Annotated in this window: 16 protein-coding genes; 3 read left to right on the plus strand and 13 right to left on the minus strand. The window is 70.1% G+C overall.

All coding sequences use genetic code 11. The features are described 5' to 3' along the window. Nucleotides 1-15: 15 nt before the first annotated feature. On the minus strand, nt 16-627 hold the full coding sequence (locus NVS89_RS02650; RefSeq protein WP_258730929.1) for a flavodoxin family protein: 612 nt from the start codon (nt 625-627) through the stop codon (nt 16-18). A 232-nt stretch (nt 628-859) separates the two neighbouring features. Here NVS89_RS02650 and NVS89_RS02655 point away from each other — a divergent pair, with 232 nt between their 5' ends. The 3 genes from NVS89_RS02655 to NVS89_RS02665 all read left to right on the plus strand — a co-directional run bounded on the left by NVS89_RS02655 (nt 860) and on the right by NVS89_RS02665 (nt 3,429). Then, nucleotides 860-1,294 carry a CBS domain-containing protein gene (locus NVS89_RS02655; protein ID WP_258730930.1) on the plus strand — a complete coding sequence of 145 codons (435 nt, stop codon included), beginning with the start codon at nt 860-862 and terminating at the stop codon, nt 1,292-1,294. A gap of 327 nt (nt 1,295-1,621) precedes the next feature. Beyond that, nucleotides 1,622-2,071, plus strand: a complete 450-nt coding sequence (locus NVS89_RS02660) for a DUF2231 domain-containing protein (protein ID WP_258730931.1) — start codon at nt 1,622-1,624, stop codon at nt 2,069-2,071. Further along, nucleotides 2,068-3,429: a PQQ-dependent sugar dehydrogenase gene (locus tag NVS89_RS02665; RefSeq protein ID WP_258730932.1), complete on the plus strand. Its 1,362-nt coding sequence runs from the start codon at nt 2,068-2,070 to the stop codon at nt 3,427-3,429. Before NVS89_RS02660 ends, NVS89_RS02665 begins: the two co-directional genes overlap by 4 nt. Nucleotides 3,430-3,521: 92 nt before the next feature. Here NVS89_RS02665 and NVS89_RS02670 read toward each other — a convergent pair whose 3' ends face one another. Genes NVS89_RS02670 through NVS89_RS02725 form a run of 12 tightly spaced genes read right to left on the minus strand, consistent with a single transcriptional unit; the run spans nt 3,522 to nt 15,601 of the window. Next, complete coding sequence (locus NVS89_RS02670; RefSeq protein ID WP_258730933.1) at nt 3,522-3,788, minus strand: cytochrome C oxidase subunit IV family protein; 267 nt, start codon at nt 3,786-3,788, stop codon at nt 3,522-3,524. A gap of 5 nt (nt 3,789-3,793) precedes the next feature. Further along, the gene (locus tag NVS89_RS02675) at nt 3,794-4,429 is read right to left on the minus strand and encodes a cytochrome c oxidase subunit 3 (protein WP_258730935.1); all 636 of its coding nucleotides are present in this window, start codon (nt 4,427-4,429) and stop codon (nt 3,794-3,796) included. Next, nucleotides 4,426-6,159, minus strand: coding sequence for a cytochrome c oxidase subunit I (locus tag NVS89_RS02680; RefSeq protein ID WP_258730936.1), 1,734 nt, complete (start codon nt 6,157-6,159; stop codon nt 4,426-4,428). The genes NVS89_RS02675 and NVS89_RS02680 overlap by 4 nt, the downstream gene beginning before the upstream one ends. Then, complete coding sequence (gene coxB / locus NVS89_RS02685; protein WP_258730938.1) at nt 6,156-7,106, minus strand: cytochrome c oxidase subunit II; 951 nt, start codon at nt 7,104-7,106, stop codon at nt 6,156-6,158. Before coxB ends, NVS89_RS02680 begins: the two co-directional genes overlap by 4 nt. Beyond that, nucleotides 7,106-7,942 carry an SCO family protein gene (locus NVS89_RS02690; protein WP_258730939.1) on the minus strand — a complete coding sequence of 279 codons (837 nt, stop codon included), beginning with the start codon at nt 7,940-7,942 and terminating at the stop codon, nt 7,106-7,108. The genes coxB and NVS89_RS02690 overlap by 1 nt, the downstream gene beginning before the upstream one ends. Further along, complete coding sequence (locus tag NVS89_RS02695) at nt 7,939-8,361, minus strand: hypothetical protein (RefSeq protein ID WP_258730940.1); 423 nt, start codon at nt 8,359-8,361, stop codon at nt 7,939-7,941. Before NVS89_RS02695 ends, NVS89_RS02690 begins: the two co-directional genes overlap by 4 nt. Continuing rightward, nucleotides 8,358-9,404, minus strand: a complete 1,047-nt coding sequence (locus NVS89_RS02700) for a hypothetical protein (RefSeq protein ID WP_258730941.1) — start codon at nt 9,402-9,404, stop codon at nt 8,358-8,360. Before NVS89_RS02700 ends, NVS89_RS02695 begins: the two co-directional genes overlap by 4 nt. Continuing rightward, nucleotides 9,401-9,970 (minus strand): c-type cytochrome, encoded by a 570-nt coding sequence (locus tag NVS89_RS02705; protein WP_258730942.1) that lies wholly within the window; start codon nt 9,968-9,970, stop codon nt 9,401-9,403. The genes NVS89_RS02700 and NVS89_RS02705 overlap by 4 nt, the downstream gene beginning before the upstream one ends. Then, entirely contained in the window at nt 9,967-10,620 is a 654-nt protein-coding gene (locus NVS89_RS02710) for a DUF3341 domain-containing protein (RefSeq protein WP_258730943.1), read from the minus strand. Before NVS89_RS02710 ends, NVS89_RS02705 begins: the two co-directional genes overlap by 4 nt. Beyond that, complete coding sequence (nrfD, locus tag NVS89_RS02715; RefSeq protein WP_258730944.1) at nt 10,613-11,959, minus strand: NrfD/PsrC family molybdoenzyme membrane anchor subunit; 1,347 nt, start codon at nt 11,957-11,959, stop codon at nt 10,613-10,615. The genes NVS89_RS02710 and nrfD overlap by 8 nt, the downstream gene beginning before the upstream one ends. Continuing rightward, nucleotides 11,956-14,916, minus strand: coding sequence for a TAT-variant-translocated molybdopterin oxidoreductase (locus NVS89_RS02720; RefSeq protein WP_258730945.1), 2,961 nt, complete (start codon nt 14,914-14,916; stop codon nt 11,956-11,958). The genes nrfD and NVS89_RS02720 overlap by 4 nt, the downstream gene beginning before the upstream one ends. 16 nt (nt 14,917-14,932) lie before the next feature. Beyond that, entirely contained in the window at nt 14,933-15,601 is a 669-nt protein-coding gene (locus tag NVS89_RS02725) for a cytochrome c3 family protein (protein ID WP_258730946.1), read from the minus strand. Between the last annotated feature and the right edge of the window lie 191 nt (nt 15,602-15,792).

A 15,792-nucleotide genomic window follows, 5' to 3' on the forward strand; every position in this document is an offset into this window, starting at 1 on the left:
CCGACGCGCCGGGCGTCAGTTCGCGACGCCCCGATAGGGCGCGTCCTTCAGCAGCCGGGCGAGATGGGCCGCGTTGGCGGCCAGGACGCGCGTGGTGTGGCGGGTCTTCCCGGCGGGCTCCGGCAGGTCCTTGTAGTCGGTGGCGCCCATCGCCTCGCCGACCCAGTAGGTGCCCCCGCCCATGGGAATGGTGAAGCCAATGTCGTTGAGCGCCTGGAAGATCTCGGCGTGGCAGTGATGCGCGCCGTCCTCGTTGCCCACCACCGCCACCACGGCGACCTTGCCATGGGTGGGCATGCGGCTGTGCTGGTCGGCCTCGGAGATGAAGGCGTCCATCCGCTCCAGCACCCGCTTGGCGACGGAGGAGGGCTGCCCCATCCACACCGGCGTGCCGATGACGACGATGTCCGCCGCGAGGATGCGTGTGCGCAGGTCCGGCCAGTCGTCGCCCGGGCCCTCGTCGGCGCTGACGCCGGGCTTAACGTCGAGGTCGACGACGCGGATCGTACAGCCCGAGGCATCTTGCGCCTTGAATGCCTCCATCACCTCGTCGAGCAGCCGACCGGTCGATGAGGCGGCGTTGCCGTGCTTCAGCGTGCAGTTGAGCGCGAGGACGTCGAGGGACATCACGCTTCTCCTTCGTTGGGCATCCCTTGGGAGCACGTATCGGATCGGCCGCGACCTGCCGGCGGGAACTTGCGGGCGGCAGCGTCGCGGCGCCTGCGACGGCCGGCTTCCGGGCACCGGGACTGAGAAACTTTAGTGGGAACTCCGCCACCGACGAACCGTTCCCCGGACAGGACGTAGCGGCAGCGGCACGGGTCCCGAGGTCGCCCTGATCCCAACAATGGAGAGAGCGATGCAGGTGTGGGAAGTAATGACCCGCGACGTGCGCGTCGCCAATGCCGACGAGACCATCGAGCAGGCGGCGCGGCTGATGGCCGGCCTCGACGCCGGCAGTCTGCCGGTCGGCAAGGACAACCGGCTGGTCGGCATGATTACCGACCGCGACATCGTCATGCGCGCCGTGGCGGCCGGCAAGGGGCCGGAGACCAAGGTGCACGAGGTGATGACGCCCGACGTGAAGTACTGCTTCGCCGATCAGGAGATCGAAGAGGTCAGCCGCAACATGGGCGACCTGCAGATCCGCCGCTTGCCGGTGGTGGATACCGACAAGCAGCTCATCGGCATCCTCTCCCTCGCCGACGTCGCCACCGCCGCGACCGACGGCGCGGCGGGCGTGGCGCTGGCCGGCATTTCCCGTCCCGGCGGGATTTACAGCCACACCGGCTAGAGGCCCCGGACGGCCCCCGTGCGGCGGCGTGCGAGAGGCGCGCCCCGCATGGGGACGGTTCGGCGGGCGCCGAATGCCGCTGCGGAAGTCGGCGGAACGACTTTAACCTTTGATAATCTTGGCGTTTTTCTGGCGGACACGCTGAACCTTTTGCGGCCGCCGTCGATTGAAGAAGTGGCGGGCAACGACTGGCCCCCCAGCGCTCCAATCACCGCCCGCACCGACCGGCCGCCGACTGACCGGCCGCCGTCGGAATGCCGCCCAGATCCTGATGGCGGGCCGTGAAGCCCGTTCCGGACAAGCTGGAACTTATCGGGAGTCACACCCATGACCGTTGAAGACGCGCGCGTGATGCGCATCGCCTCCCCTCCGATCCACCCCTTCCTCGCCCTCATCCCGGCCACCTGCTTCACGGGCGCGCTGCTGACCGACCTCGCCTATTGGGGCTCGGCGCAGATGATGTGGGCCGATTTCTCGGCATGGCTGATCAGCGCCGGCGTGGTGCTCGCCCTGCTGTTCGCCATCGTCGGGCTGGTCGAGATGATCGTGCGTCCCTCGCTGCGGGAACGCTCGGGGATGGTCCCCTATGTGCTCGGCTACCTGGTCGCGCTCGTGCTCGCGACCTTCAACATGCTCATTCATTCGCGCGATGCGTGGACGTCCGTCGTGCCCTCCGGGCTCGTCCTGTCGGCGCTGACGGTGCTGGTGCTCATCGGCACGGCCTTCGCCGGCGCGCTCCTCGTCTATCGCCCTCGCCACGGAGTTGATTACCAATGACCCGCACCCTCATCTCCGCCGGCCGCGGGGCGGCGGTCGTCCTGCTGTCGGTCACCGCGCTGGCGGTGCCCGGCCTTGCGCAGGAGAACATCGATCCGCAGGCGCAGATCGGCCCCAACCCGACGCTGCCCGAGCCGCATGAAGGGCTCTTTCCCACCATGCACCTCGCCGAGGTGGTCGGGTGGAAGGACAACCAGACCCCGACCGCCGCCGCCGGCCTGAAGGTCACGGCGCTGGCCTCCGGCTTCGAGCACCCGCGCAACATCTTCGTGCTGCCGAATGGCGACGTCCTGGTGATCGAATCGAAGTCGCCCGGCACCGACCCGGTCACGCGGCCCAAGGGCATCGTGATGAACTGGATCGAGGGCTGGGTGACCTCCGGCGGCGATACCGGCACCAGCAACCGCATCACCCTGCTGCGCGACGCGGATGGCGACGGCAAGCCCGAGGTCCGCTCGGTCTTCCTCGACCACCTGAACTCGCCCTTCGGCGTGGCGCTGGTCGGCAACGACCTCTATGTCGCCGATACCGACGCGATCCTGCGCTATCCCTACCAGACCGGCGACACCAAGATCACCGCCAAGCCCACGGTGCTGACGCCGCTGCCAGGCGGGCCGATCGACCACCACTGGACCAAGAGCCTGGTGGCGAGCCCGGACGGGACCAAGCTCTATGTCGGCGTCGGCTCCAACAGCAATATCGGCGAGAACGGCCTCGAGGCGGAGAAGAACCGCGCCGCGATCATGGAGGTCGACCGGGCGACCGGCGCCAAGCGCATCTTCGCCAGCGGCCTGCGCAACCCGAACGGGCTGACCTTCGAGCCGCAGACCGGCGCGCTCTGGGCGGTGGTGAACGAGCGTGACGAGCTCGGCCCGAACCTCGTTCCCGACTACATGACCTCGGTCAAGGAAGGCGCCTTCTATGGCTGGCCCTACAGCTATTACGGCCAGCATGTCGACCCGCGCGTCCAGCCGCAGCGCCCGGACCTGGTCGAGAAGGCGATCCCGCCGGACTACGCGCTGAGCTCGCACGTCGCCCCGCTGGGCCTCACCTTCTACACCGCCAACGCCCTGCCGCAGAAGTATCACGGTGGCGCGTTCGTCGGCGAGCACGGAAGCTGGAACCGCGACCACTTCAACGGCTACAAGGTCGTGTTCGTGCCGTTCAAGGACGGCAAGCCGAGCGGCAAGGCCGAGGACGTGGTCACCGGCTTCCTGACCAAGGACGGCAAGGCCCATGGCCGCCCGGTCGGCGTCGCCGTCGACAAGAACGGTGCGCTGCTGATCGCCGACGATGTCGGCAACACGGTGTGGCGGGTCACCTCCTCCGGCGCCACCGCCAGCGCCGCCGGGCTGTAGGCGCCGGCCCTCTCCACTGCTGGAAGAAACCTGTCGCGGCCGGCCCATGCGCCGGCCGCGATGCTTTGCGTCTGCGGCCCCTCCCCGCGCCCTCAGGGGCGCATCGCGTAGTCGGCGGAGGTCAGCAGGGTGAAGATGACGAGCCAGGCGGCGACGCCGAGCGCGGCGAGGCGCACCAGCCCGCCCTCCTCGCGCAGGTGCATGAAGAACCAGTAGATCAGCGCCGCCTTGGCCACGGCGATGGCAAGGCTGGCGGCGAGGCTCGCCGGCCCGGTCAGCGCGAAGCTGGCGCCGAGCGTGAGCAGCAGCAACCCCAGAAGGGCCGCCCAGACGAGGGAGAGAGTGCGCACCAGGCTCATGCCGCTCACCTTGCGAGATAGAGGGCGGGATAGAGAAACACCCAGATCACGTCGACGAAGTGCCAGTAGAGCCCGCTGTTCTCCACCAGCGCCACCCGCCCGGGCAGCGGCACGCCCCCGCGCGCGATGCGCCAGGCGAGGCCGGTCAGCAGCACGACGCCGATCGTCATGTGGATCGCGTGCAGGCTGGTCGCGACCAGATAGAGGTTCATGAACAGATGCTCGACCGGCCCGGAGAAATTCGCCGGGCGGCTGAACAGCGGCAGCAGGCCCTCATGGATCTCAAGCGTGTACTCGAAGGCCTTCAGCCCCAGGAACACCAGCCCGAGCCCGGCCGCGGCGACGAGCAGGCCCGCCGCCAGCCGCGCCCGGGCCGCGCGGGCGAACGCCACCGCCAGCGCCACGGCGAAGCTCGAGGTGAGCAGCACGCCCGTGTTGAGCGCGCCGATGAACACGTGCAGCTTCTGCGAGGCGGCGACGAATTCGGCCGGATGAAGCGCGCGGGTGACGAAGATCACCGCGAACACGCCGCCGAACAGCATCATCTCGGTGCCGAGGAAGACATACATGCCGAGCATGCCCGCCTCGTGCTGCTGGGCGGCATCGCTGAAGGGCTCGTGGAGCTCGATCCGCTCGCTCATGCCCGGCTCCCCGCATTCCCTTCAGCCGCGTTCCCTTCCGCCGCATCGCCGGCCTCCCCTTGATCGCCCTCCCGCTCGAGCGGGTAGTCGTAGGGCGGGCCGGTGACGACGGGGATCTCCTCGAAATTGTGCTTGGGCGGAGGCGAGGGCACGGTCCATTCGAGCCCGCGCACGTCCCACGGGTTCGGGCCCGCGGGGGCGCCGTAGCGCATCGACCAGAACAGGTAGGTGAACGGCATCAGATAGGCGACGCCGAGGATCGAGGCGCCGGCCGAGGAGAGCACGTGCAGCACCTGGAACGAAGGGTCGTAGACGTGGTAGCGCCGCGGCATGCCGAGATAGCCGAGGATGAACTGCGGGAAGAAGGTCAGGTTGAAGCCGAGGAAGATGAAGATCGCGGCGAGACGCCCCCAGATGCGCGGATAGATCCGCCCGCTCATCTTCGGCCACCAGAAGTGCAGCGCGCCGAAATAGGCGGACACCGTGCCGCCGACCATGATGTAGTGGAAATGGGCGACCACGAAGTAGGTGTCGTGCAGGTGCACGTCGACCGCCAGCATCGCCAGCACCAGCCCGGTCAGCCCGCCGACGACGAACAGGCCGATGAAGCTGGCGGCGAAGAAGAAGGGCGGGTCGAGCTCGATATGGCCTTTGTAGAGGGTCGCGGTCCAGTTGTAGACCTTGATGCCCGAGGGCACGGCGACCGCGAGGCTCAGGAACGAGAACACCGCGCTCGCATACATGGACTGGCCGGCCACGAACATGTGGTGACCCCAGACCAGGAAGCCGATGATGGCGATGGCGATCGACGAGCCGGCGATGAAGCGATAGCCGAACACCGGCTTGCGCGCCGAGGCCGCCACCAGCTCGCTGACCACGCCGAGCGCCGGCAGCACCATGATGTAGACCGCCGGATGGCTGTAGAACCAGAACAGGTGCTGGAACAGCAGCGGGTCGCCGCCGAGCTTGGGATCGAAGATGCCGAGGCCGAACAGCCGCTCCGCCGCCACCAGGGCGAGCGTGACCGACAATACCGGCGTCGCCAGCACCAGGATCAGCGAGGTGGCGTAGTGCGCCCACACGAACAGCCGCAGCCGGCCCCAGCTCATGCCCGGCGCGCGCAGCTTGTGCACGGTGACGATGAAATTGAGCCCGGTCAGGATCGAGGAGAAGCCGACCACGAACACTGCCACCGCGACCATCACCACATGGCCGTTCGAGAACATCGAGGACAGCGGCGTGTAGAAGGTCCAGCCGGTGTCGACCCCGCCGGCGATCAGCACGAAAACGGTGAACAGCCCACCGAGCATGTAGATGTACCAGCTCAGCAGGTTGAGGCGGGGAAAGGCGAGGTCGCGCGCCCCGATCATCAGCGGGATCAGGAAGTTGCCGAAGGTGTTCGGGATCGAGGGAATGAGGAAGAACCACACCATGATCACGCCGTGCAGCGTGAAGGCGCGGTTGTAGCCCTCATTGGTCAGCAGGTCCGCCTGCGGCGTCAGAAGGTCGGCCCGCACCAGCGCCGCCGCCGCCCCGCCGATGAAGAAGAACAGCGTCACCGAGATCAGGTAGAGGATGGCGATGCGCTTGTGGTCGGTGGTCAGCAGCCAGGAGCGCAGCGTGTGGCCGGCCCGCAGGTAGCTCACCCGCTCGTCCTGCGTCTCGGAAAGGCCGCGGTCGTTGAGGTCATCGGGGTTGGGCCGGCGCTCCAGCGCGTTGTCCATGGTCATTGCCGCATCCCCTCGGGCGATCCGCTGCGCAGCGACTTGATGTAGGCGACGAGCTGGAGAACCTCCTCCTCCGAGAGGACGTTCTGGAAGGTCGGCATGATATGCGGGTAGCCGGCCGCGATCTGCGACTGCGGCAGCAGGATGCTGTCGCGGATGTACTGGTCGTCGGCGGTGACGACGCCTCCGCCCTCCAGCGGCACCGGCCTGCCGTAGAGCCCGGTCAGCGGGGGCGCGTGCACCGTCGCGCCCGGCCCGTGGCAACCGCTGCAGCCGCGCTCGCGGAACAGCACCGCGCCGGCGGCGGCAAGTGTGTCGTCGACCTGCGACTGGCCGAGCCAGCGCTCATAGGCCGCCGGGGTCATGACGATGAAGCTGCCGCCCATCACGGAATGGTCGACCCCGCAGAACTCAGCGCAGGTGAGCTTGTAGGTGCCCGGCCTGTCGGCGGTGAACCACATCGAGGTGTAGCGGCCGGGAACGACGTCCTGCTTCAGCCGCAGCGCGGGGATGTAGAGGCTGTGGATCACGTCCTCCGACGCCATGGTGAGCTTCACCGGCTCGCCGGCGGGGACGTGCAGCTCGTTGATCTCGCGCTGGCCGCCGGGATGCTGGAACTTCCACATCCACTGCTTGGCGACGACGTCGATGGCTATGGCGTCGGCGGGCGGGTCGTAGAGATCGGCGAACAGCTTGGTCGCCCAGACGAAGAACACCACGGTGAGCAGGAACGGGACGATCGCCCACGACACTTCGAGCCAGACATTGCGGTTGACCGGGTGGGCGCGGTTGGCGGTGCGCCCGCGCCGGTACTTCACCGCGAACACCGCCATCAGCACGAAGACCGGCACCGAGAGCGCGACCATCATCAGGGTGAAGGCGAGCATCAGGCGGTCGACGCTGGCGGCGTGGGCCGACGCCTCGCTCGCCCAGCCCGCCAGGTTTTCCATCACCCCTTCCCCCGCGTTCCCGAGCGCCGCTCGCGCAGCAGGGCGACGCCGATGAAGCCGGCGCCGAGCACCACGGTGGCGCCGCCGCCGACCCGCAGCATCCACGAGATCATGGAGCCGTAGCGCCCGGTCTTGGGATCGTAGTGGTAGCAGAGCAGCAGGAGCTGATCGCCCCAGGTGCCGAGCTTGCCCTCCCCGGCCTCGGTGAGCGCCAGCTTGAGGTCGGTCGGCTCCGGCGAGACGCCGTAGAGCCAGCGCGCGAGGCGCCCGTCCGGCGTCAGCACCGCCACCGCCGCGACGTGGGCGTACTGGCCGATGCGCGGGTCCCACGCATAGCGGTAGCCGAGCGCCTTGGTGACCCTGGCGATGTTCTCCTCGCGGCCGGTCAGCCCGTGGATGGCCCGGTCCGGCAGGTCGGGAAAGCCGGCATGCAGGGCGTCGACCGAGGTCTGCGCCGCGTCCGGCCCCTCCTTCGGGTCGATGCCGAACGCGACCACGGTGAAGTCGGAGCCGGCCTTGTATTCCTGCGAGCGGATCGCCTGCGCCAACCCGCCCAGCGTCACGCCGCAGATGTTGGGGCAGTGGTGCAGCACCGGCGCGAGCAGGATCGGCTTGCCCTTCCCGATCTCGGCCAGCGTCACGGGCGAGCCGTCGGTGTCGCGGAAGGCGAGGTCGAGCGGGATCTGCGCGCCCGGATGCTGGTCGATGCCCGCCTCGTTGAAGGGATCGAAGGCCTGCGCATGGGCGAAGCCCGGCATCATCAGCAGCAGCATCAGCGGCAACATCGCGGCGACGAGGTGCCGGACGGCGACATTCGCGATGGCGAGATCTTTCATGGCGCGGCGTTGCCTCCCCCGTTGCTGTCGGGCCAGCCGTCCCGGGCAAGCATCTGCATGGCCCGGTCTATGGGAATGCGCACGCGCCCGGCCGGCTGGTCGGCCCAGCCATATCCTTGGAGGCGCGCCCGGGAGGCGGCCTCGATGGCGCGGCGGTCGGATTCGGGCGAGACCTCGAGCCGGGGGCCGGGTGGCTCCTGCCGGGCGGTCTCGAGCGCGGTGGCGCGCTGCGGCGGGCGCGAATGGGCGATGAGCGCCAGCACGAGGGCCACCACCGCGCCGGCGAACGCCATCAGCGCGAACACGCCGAACAGCGCGTAGATCACCCCGCGCACCGGGACGTCGCGCGGCTCATAGGCCGGCTTGTCATAGGCCGGCTTGCCCGCCTCGGCCGGGGCGTGTCCGCGTGCCGGGCTCATCGCGCCGCCTCCCCGCGCTCCAGGCGCCACTGCCTCAGGCGGCCCGAAAGCGCCGCCAGCAGCACCGCCATGCCGAGCGCCCCGAGGCCGGCGAAGGCGAGGAGCGCCGCCGCGACCGGGGCCGCCCCGCCCTCGCCCGCCGGCAGCACCAGCCAGGCCATCTCCAGCGCCTTGGCGAGCAGCGTCGCCATGGCGAAGGCGGCGAGCCAGCGCGGGCCGTTGCGCACCGGCGGCAGCAGCAGGAGCACGATCGGCACCAGCCCGAGCGCGCCGATGGCGTATTCGACCAGCGACCACACGCCCCTGGCCCGCGTCTGGTACCAGGCGACGATGGGCGGGAAGTTGTCCGACCAGCTTATGAAGTACTGCATGAAGGCCATGTAGGCCCACAGCAGCAGGGCGGTGAGCAGCAGCCCGCCGAGCAGGCCGGTCTGCCTTCCGGTGCCGCCGGCGGCGAGCCGCAGCAGCACCAGCGTCGCCATCGCGCTGCTCGCCTGGATCGAGAGCACGTAGAGGCCGAAGCCGGAGGAGTGGAAGTGCGGGTCGAGCGACATCAGCCAGTCGACGGCGGCCGTCGTGTCCAGCAGCACGAAGACGATCAGCCCGCCCGCCGCCAGCCCGCCCGCAGCGCCGCGCGCCAGCACGAAGGCCGAGACGATCCCGGCGAACGCGAAGAAGACGAGCGTCCTCAGGACGAAGAACCACGGCGTCAGGTAGATGCCGCGCCAGCCCTCGAACGCCATGCCGGACCATTCATAGAGGGCGGGAATCGCGAGCAGCACCGGGACCGCGGCCAGCGCGGCCAGCGCGAACGGCACCAGCATCGCGTGGGCGAAGCCTTCCAGCTCGGGGCGCCAGGCGCCGGGAACGAGCCCCATCATCAGCGACAGGCACAGCGCGCCGATCGGCAGGCCGGACCAGAAGCCGAAGGCGGCGAGCCAGCCCAGCATCGCGCCCGGGACGAGGAGAGCGAGCCCGAGCGCGGCCGCGCTCGTCAGCAGGCCCGCGACGCCCAGCAGCCGGAGGGAGCGCGTGTCGCTCATGACCCGCCTCCGAGGCGGCGCCGCTCGTCCGGCGTCAGGCTGGCGAGCGGCGCGTTCTGGCTGAGCTGGAGCGCGCGGATATAGGCGGCGATCGCCCAGCGGTCGGCCGGGGAGACGCGGTCGGCATAGGAGTACATCACGCCGTGGCCATGGGTGATGACGTCGACGAAATAGGAGGACGGCGCCTCGCGCAGCCGTGCCTCATGCAGGCTCGGCGGGCGGGGAAAGCCACGCGTGGGCACGGTGCCGCCGCCATAGCCGGCATAGCCGTGGCAGGGCGTGCAGTAGATGCCGAAGCGCTCGCGCCCGCGTGCGAGAAGTCCGGCGCTCATGGCGGGACGCTGGTCGAGTGCCGCCTGTCGCGCCGGCTCGTCCCTCGCCACCGTGCCCTCGGGCGGGGCCTGAAGCGACTTGCCGTCGGCGAACAGCTCGCTCGGCTCATAGCTGTCGTAGCGCGGCTGGTGGCTCATCTCGTCGTCGCAGGCGGCGAGCAGCGGACCGAGCGCGAGGGCGAGCAGGGGGGCAAGCAGGAGGGCGATGGCGGGACGGCGCGCGGCGCGGCTCATTCCGGCGCCTCCGTGTGGCGGACCAGCGCCACGCCCACCGGCTCGAGCCCCTCCAGGAAGCGCCGCGTGGCGCCGTCGTCGAATTTCGGGTCGTCGCCGAAGATGACGAGGAAGAACTTGTCGGAGCTGGCGAGATGGAACGCCTCGATGTCGAACACCGGATGGTGCAGGCGCGGCAGGCGGTTCAGCGCCAGCATGCCGCCGATCGAGAAGATGACGGCGAACAGCACCATCAGCTCGAAGGTGATGAGCATGAAGGCCGGCGTGGCGAAGAGCGGCCGCCCGCCGATGTCGATCGGGTAGGCGGCGTTGGTGTAGACCTGCATGCCGTAGCCGAGCGCGGCACCGAACACGCCTCCCGCCAGCGTGAGCCAGGGCACGCGGTTGTCCTCGAAGCCGAGCGCCTGCTGCGCCCCTTCCACCGGAAAGGGCGAATAGGCGTCCATGCGGCGGAAGCCGGCCTTGCGGGCGCTCGCGATGGCGTCGACCAGCGTTTCGGGCCGGCTGAACTCGGCCATCAGGCCGAACACCGGCGTGTGCGGCGTCGGCTCGCGCAGCGTCGCCTCGCCGCGCGGCATCGTCTTGCCGGGCGCCGGATGGCGGGGCTTCGGATTACGGGGCTTCGGGCTGCGTGGCGCCGGCTTACGCATGGCGCTCCTCCTCGTCCTCGGCCATCACCTCCTTGATCTCGAAGGAGGAGATGACGGGAAGGAAACGCACGAAGAGCAGGAACGGTGCGAGGAAGACGCCGAGCATGCCGGCGAACAGCCCCCACTCCCAGACGCTGGCGTGGTACTCGGCCCAGGAGGAGACCAGCCAGTCGCGGTAGAGCGAGGTCACCAGCAGCATGTAGCGCTCCAGCCACATGCCGATGGTGACGCTGAGCGCGATCAGGAACAGCGGCAGCGGCCGCACGCGGATGGAGCGGAACCACAGGAGCTGCAGCGGCACGAAATTGGCCACCACCGCGCCCCAGTAGCTCCAGGCATAGGCGCCGACCAGCCGGTCCTGCAGCGTGCCGAGCTCCTGCTTCTCGCCGGCATAGAGCACGTCGAACACCTCGGCCCAGTAGCCATAGGCGGTCATCAGCCCGGTCGCGAGCAGGAAGATGCCGAGCAGGTCGAGATGGCGTTCGCGCACCAGGTCTTGCAGCCCGAGCGCGTGGCGCAGCACGACCGCGATCATCGCTACCACCGCGAAGCCGGAAAAGGCCGCGCCGAGCACGAAATAGGGCGGGAACACGGTCGAGGACCAGCCGGGAATCGGCCCGGCGGCGAACAGAAGCGAAATCTCCGAATGCACGGAGACGACCAGCGGCACGGCGATCGCGGCGGTGAGCCGGTAGGCCTGCCCCCACCGCGCCCAGTGCCGCGCCGAGCCGCGCCAGCCGAGCGCCGCCAGCCCGTAGAACACCTGCTGACGGCGGGTGCGCGCCCGGTCGCGCGTGGCGGCGAGGTCAGGCACGATGCCGATGTACCAGAACAGCACCGAGACGGTGAGATAGGTGAGGACGGCGAAGAAGTCCCAGGTCAGCGGGCTCTTGAACTGCGGCCACACCGTCATTGTGCTGGGATAGGGCGCCATCCAGTAGAACAGCCACGGTCGGCCCAGATGCAGGATCGGGTAGAGGCCGGCGCAGACGACGGCGAACAGCGTCATCGCCTCGGCGAAGCGGTTCAGTGCATTGCGCCAGTGCGCGCCGAGCAGCAGCAGCATGGCCGAGATCAGCGTGCCCGCATGGCCGATGCCGAGGAACCAGATGTAGTTGGAGATGGCGAGGCCCCAGTTGACCGGGATGTTGTTGCCCCACATGCCGACGCCGTAGCGCAGCAGCGCCCCGGCCGAGACCACGAAGACCATCAGCAGCAGCAGGGCGAAGGCGAACAGGATCCACCAGCCACGCGGCTCGGGGTAGCGCAGCGGGATCGAGGTAACCTCCTCGGTCACGGCCGCGAAGCGGTCGCGGGAGGGGCCGGCGACGTCGCTCATCCCGCTTCGCCTCCCCCGTCATTCCCGGCCGGCTCGACCCGGGCGAGATAGGTGGTGCGCGGCCGGGTGTTGGCCTCTTCCAGCAGGGCGTAGCTGCGCGGGCTCGCCTTGCGGCCGCTGACGGCGCTGGCCGCGTCCGTCACGTCGCCGAAGCTGATGGCGCGGGTCGGGCAGGCCTGCTGACAGGCGGTGACGACCTCGCCGTCGTGGATCGGGCGGCCCTCCTTCTGCGCGGTGATCCGCGTCTCGGCGATGCGCTGGACGCAATAGGTGCACTTTTCCATCACGCCGCGCCCGCGCACGGTGACGTCCGGGTTGCGCGCAGCGCGCATTTCCGGCGGGTCGGCGCTGGTGAAGTCGAACCAGTTGAAGCGGCGCACCTTGTAGGGGCAGAAGGAGGAGCAGGTCCGGGTGCCGATGCAGCGGTTGTAGACCTGCAGGTTCAGCCCGTCCGAACTGTGCACGGTGGCGTTGACCGGGCATCCCATCTCGCACGGCGCCTGCTCGCAATGCATGCAGGGCACCGGCTGGACATAGGATTTCGGTGCGGCCGGATCGCCCTCGTAATAGTGGTCGACGCGCAGCCAGTGCATCTCGCGCCCCTGCGCCACCAGATCCTTGCCGACCATCGGCACGTTGTTCTCGGCGACGCAGGCGACCACGCAGGCATTGCAGCCGATGCAGGAATCGAGGTCGATCGACATGCCCCAGGACGGGCTGTCCCAGTGGCGGCGCGGATAGAAGCTCGGCGCGTCGTCCGCCTTCGGCACCGCCTCGCCGGGGGTGGCGACGGTGCGCACGAAGTCGAAGCCGTCCATCGCCTGATGGGTCTGGGTGGTGGCGACCTGCTGGCGCCCTCCGGTCTTCGCCAGCTCCGCGCCGGCGAGGCTCCAGCGGCCCTCCGGCCGGAGCGCGAAAGCGTCATAGCCGAACCCCGCGCCGAGCCCGCCCTCGTGCCGGCGCCCATAGCCGAAGGTGAGCGCGAGGGTGCTGCGCTCCTGCCCCGGCATGACCCAGACCGCGCCGGTGAGCCGGCGCCCGGATAGCGTCAGCGTCACCTCGTCGCCGGTGGCGAGGCCACGCTCGGCCGCGAGCGCGGGACTGACCGCCACGACGTTGCCCCAGGTGACCTTGCTGAAGGGCTTCGGGGTCTCCTGCAGCCAGGCATTGTCGGAGAAGCGCCCGTCCCACATCGTCGGGTCGGGCCGGAAGCAGACCGTCAGCCCGTCCGCCGCCGCCGGCACGGGGGGAACGTCCCGCGTGGCGACCGCCGGTGTGACGGGGTCAGGCGCGCTGCCCTCGACGAAGCCGCGCAGCAGCGCGTCGCGCCAGCGCCCGTCGAACGCCTCGCCCCACCAGTCGCGCCACGTCGCCTGCACGATGTCGCGGCTCCCGCTGCCGAAGTCGCCGGCCAGATTGGCGAGGATCTCGTGCACCCCGCGCACGGCATAGAAGGGGCGGATCAGCGGCTGGACGATGCTGGCGGTGCCGTCCACCGCGCGGGCGTCGCTCCAGCTTTCCAGCTCGTGCGCCAGCGGCGCGTGCCAGTGGCACAGCGCGGCAGTCTCGTCATGGTGCAGGCCGGCATGGAGCCGGAACGCCACCTTGTCGAGCGCGGCGCGGAAATCGACGCCGGCCGGCGCCGTATAGGCCGGGTTGGTGCCGAGCATGACAAGCGCGCTGACCTGCCCGGCCGCCATGTCCTCGACCAGCGCCGGCAGCGAGCCCATCCCTTCCGGCGGCGCCACCGCGACCGGAGCGGTGAAGGTCAGGCCGGTGCCCAGCGCGCCAATGCGCTCGTTGACGAGCAGGGCCAGCGCCTGGAACTCGGGCGGCTGCCGCTCGCCGGCGAGGACCAGCCCGCGGCCGGGCGCGGCTCGCAGCGCGGCGCTGGCATCGGCGAGCCAGCGCCGCTCGTCGCCGGCGAGGTCCGGTGCCGACGCGCCCGCGACGCCGAACTCGGCCGCCAGGGCGAGCAGCAGGGCGGCGACGCGCGCTTCCGCCGCGACCAGCCGGTCGCCGGCCATCATCCCGGTCAGGCTCGGCACCGCCTCGGCGACGAGAAAGCGGCAGCCGCCCTCCCCGCGCCGGAACGCCTCGCGCCGCGCCGACCAGCGCCGGGCATTAACGCTCTGGTGCGCGCCGGGGCCCAGCGGGTCGGCGTCGAGGCACACCACGGCCTCGGCGCGGTCGAGCCGGGCATGCATGTCGAGCGGGCGCCCGAACACGCGCGCGGTGGCTTCATGCCCGGAGCCGGCCATCGGCTCCCACACATGCCAGCGCGCCTTGGGCCAGCGCGTGCCGAGCGCCGCGATCTGCCGTGCCATTGTCGGCGAGGTGACGGTGCCCGTGAGCAGCCGCAGGCCCTCTCCCTGCGTCGCGTCGAGCGCGGTGGCGGTGCGCAGGACGGCGTCGTCGAACGCCGCCCAGGTCGCCGGGCGCCCGAGCCGGCGCGGCGCCTGCGAGCGGCCGGGATCGTAGAGCCCGAGCAGGGCCGCCTGGAGGAACACGTCGCTGGCGCCGCCTGTGGCCGGATGGTCGGGATTTCCCTCCAGCTTCACCGGGCGGCCGGCATAGGTCTTCCCGAGCGCCGGCTGGGCGAAGCCGCCGAAGGTGACGGCGGTCGCGTACCAGCGGGCGATGCCCGGCACCTCGCCCTCGGGCTGCTCGACATAGGGCAGCGCCGTCTCTTCGGCATGGGCCTCGAAGCCCGTGAGCCCCGACAGGGCGAGAGAGGCCGCCATCGCCCGCAGCAGCGAGCGCCGGTCGAGCACGCCGGCAAGACTCGCCGCGGCGGGAAACTCCTCGCGCAGGGCGGCCGCGAATTCGGGCGTCCCGGCAAGTTCCTCCAAGCTGCGCCAGAAGGCACGCCCGGTGCGGCCGGCCAGGCGCTCGCCGAAGCGGGCGGTGCTGGGCCGGCCGGGGCCGGCGGGGCCGTCGCGGGGCGCATCGGGCATTATGGGCGCGCTCCCCTTACCGGTGGCAGACGTTGCAGTCGTCGAGCTTGGAGGGCTCGATGCCGTAGGCCTTCACCATCAGCTCGCCATAGAGCTTGTGGTCCTGCGGGTGCTCGTCCCAGTCGCTCCAGTCCATCCGCGTCACCTGGTCGGGCGGGCGCAGATGCGGGCCGGGATCGCGGTGGCAGTCGAGGCACCAGCCCATCTGGAACGGATGTGCGCGCCTCATCAGCGGCATCTTGTCGACCCGCCCGTGGCAGGTGACGCAGGGCACGCCGCGCGCGACGTGGATCGAATGGTTGAAATAGACATAGTCCGGCACGCGGGCGACGCGGTTCCAGTGCAGGGGCTTGCCGGTGGCGAGGCTGGCGCGGACCGGGGCCAGCATCGGCGCGCCGGTCCAAATCTGCGAATGGCAGGTCATGCAGACATGGGTCGGCGGCAGGCCGGCCTCGGCGCTCGTCTCGACCCCGGTATGGCAATAGCGGCAGTCGATCCCCAGCCCGCCGACATGGTGCTGGTGGCTGAACGGAACCGGCTGGCTCCGCGTCCAGCCGACGAGCGTGGCATAGCTCGAGTCCATGTACCCCCCGATGAACAGACCGGCGCCGAGCACGGCGAGAACCAGCAGGAGCATGCCTGCTCGCAGGCGCGTGTCGGCCGATGCCGTGAAGATCTGCGGCATGGGATGGGTCCCGTGGGCGTCTGCGACGAAGGTTCAACGAGCCCGCACCGGAATGGTTGCGATGCACCGCCCACTTTCCGTGGGTACCGTTACGTCATTGACTTCGCAGGGAACGGGGCGCCCGCCGGACGGTTGGCGACGGTAACACCGCCCGTTCGTTTCGCACTGAGGCCGACCCGCCGCCGCGATCC

Source organism: Ancylobacter mangrovi, assembly GCF_024752355.1.
Lineage (GTDB): Bacteria > Pseudomonadota > Alphaproteobacteria > Rhizobiales > Xanthobacteraceae > Ancylobacter > Ancylobacter mangrovi.

Coding starts and splice junctions, on each gene's coding strand:
- NVS89_RS02650 (WP_258730929.1), bottom strand. CDS start 627: ATGTCCCTCGACGTCCTCGCGCTCAACTGCACGCTGAAGCACGGCAAC.
- NVS89_RS02655 (WP_258730930.1), top strand. CDS start 860: ATGCAGGTGTGGGAAGTAATGACCCGCGACGTGCGCGTCGCCAATGCC.
- NVS89_RS02660 (WP_258730931.1), top strand. CDS start 1,622: ATGACCGTTGAAGACGCGCGCGTGATGCGCATCGCCTCCCCTCCGATC.
- NVS89_RS02665 (WP_258730932.1), top strand. CDS start 2,068: ATGACCCGCACCCTCATCTCCGCCGGCCGCGGGGCGGCGGTCGTCCTG.
- NVS89_RS02670 (WP_258730933.1), bottom strand. CDS start 3,788: ATGAGCCTGGTGCGCACTCTCTCCCTCGTCTGGGCGGCCCTTCTGGGG.
- NVS89_RS02675 (WP_258730935.1), bottom strand. CDS start 4,429: ATGAGCGAGCGGATCGAGCTCCACGAGCCCTTCAGCGATGCCGCCCAG.
- NVS89_RS02680 (WP_258730936.1), bottom strand. CDS start 6,159: ATGACCATGGACAACGCGCTGGAGCGCCGGCCCAACCCCGATGACCTC.
- coxB (WP_258730938.1), bottom strand. CDS start 7,106: ATGGAAAACCTGGCGGGCTGGGCGAGCGAGGCGTCGGCCCACGCCGCC.
- NVS89_RS02690 (WP_258730939.1), bottom strand. CDS start 7,942: ATGAAAGATCTCGCCATCGCGAATGTCGCCGTCCGGCACCTCGTCGCC.
- NVS89_RS02695 (WP_258730940.1), bottom strand. CDS start 8,361: ATGAGCCCGGCACGCGGACACGCCCCGGCCGAGGCGGGCAAGCCGGCC.
- NVS89_RS02700 (WP_258730941.1), bottom strand. CDS start 9,404: ATGAGCGACACGCGCTCCCTCCGGCTGCTGGGCGTCGCGGGCCTGCTG.
- NVS89_RS02705 (WP_258730942.1), bottom strand. CDS start 9,970: ATGAGCCGCGCCGCGCGCCGTCCCGCCATCGCCCTCCTGCTTGCCCCC.
- NVS89_RS02710 (WP_258730943.1), bottom strand. CDS start 10,620: ATGCGTAAGCCGGCGCCACGCAGCCCGAAGCCCCGTAATCCGAAGCCC.
- nrfD (WP_258730944.1), bottom strand. CDS start 11,959: ATGAGCGACGTCGCCGGCCCCTCCCGCGACCGCTTCGCGGCCGTGACC.
- NVS89_RS02720 (WP_258730945.1), bottom strand. CDS start 14,916: ATGCCCGATGCGCCCCGCGACGGCCCCGCCGGCCCCGGCCGGCCCAGC.
- NVS89_RS02725 (WP_258730946.1), bottom strand. CDS start 15,601: ATGCCGCAGATCTTCACGGCATCGGCCGACACGCGCCTGCGAGCAGGC.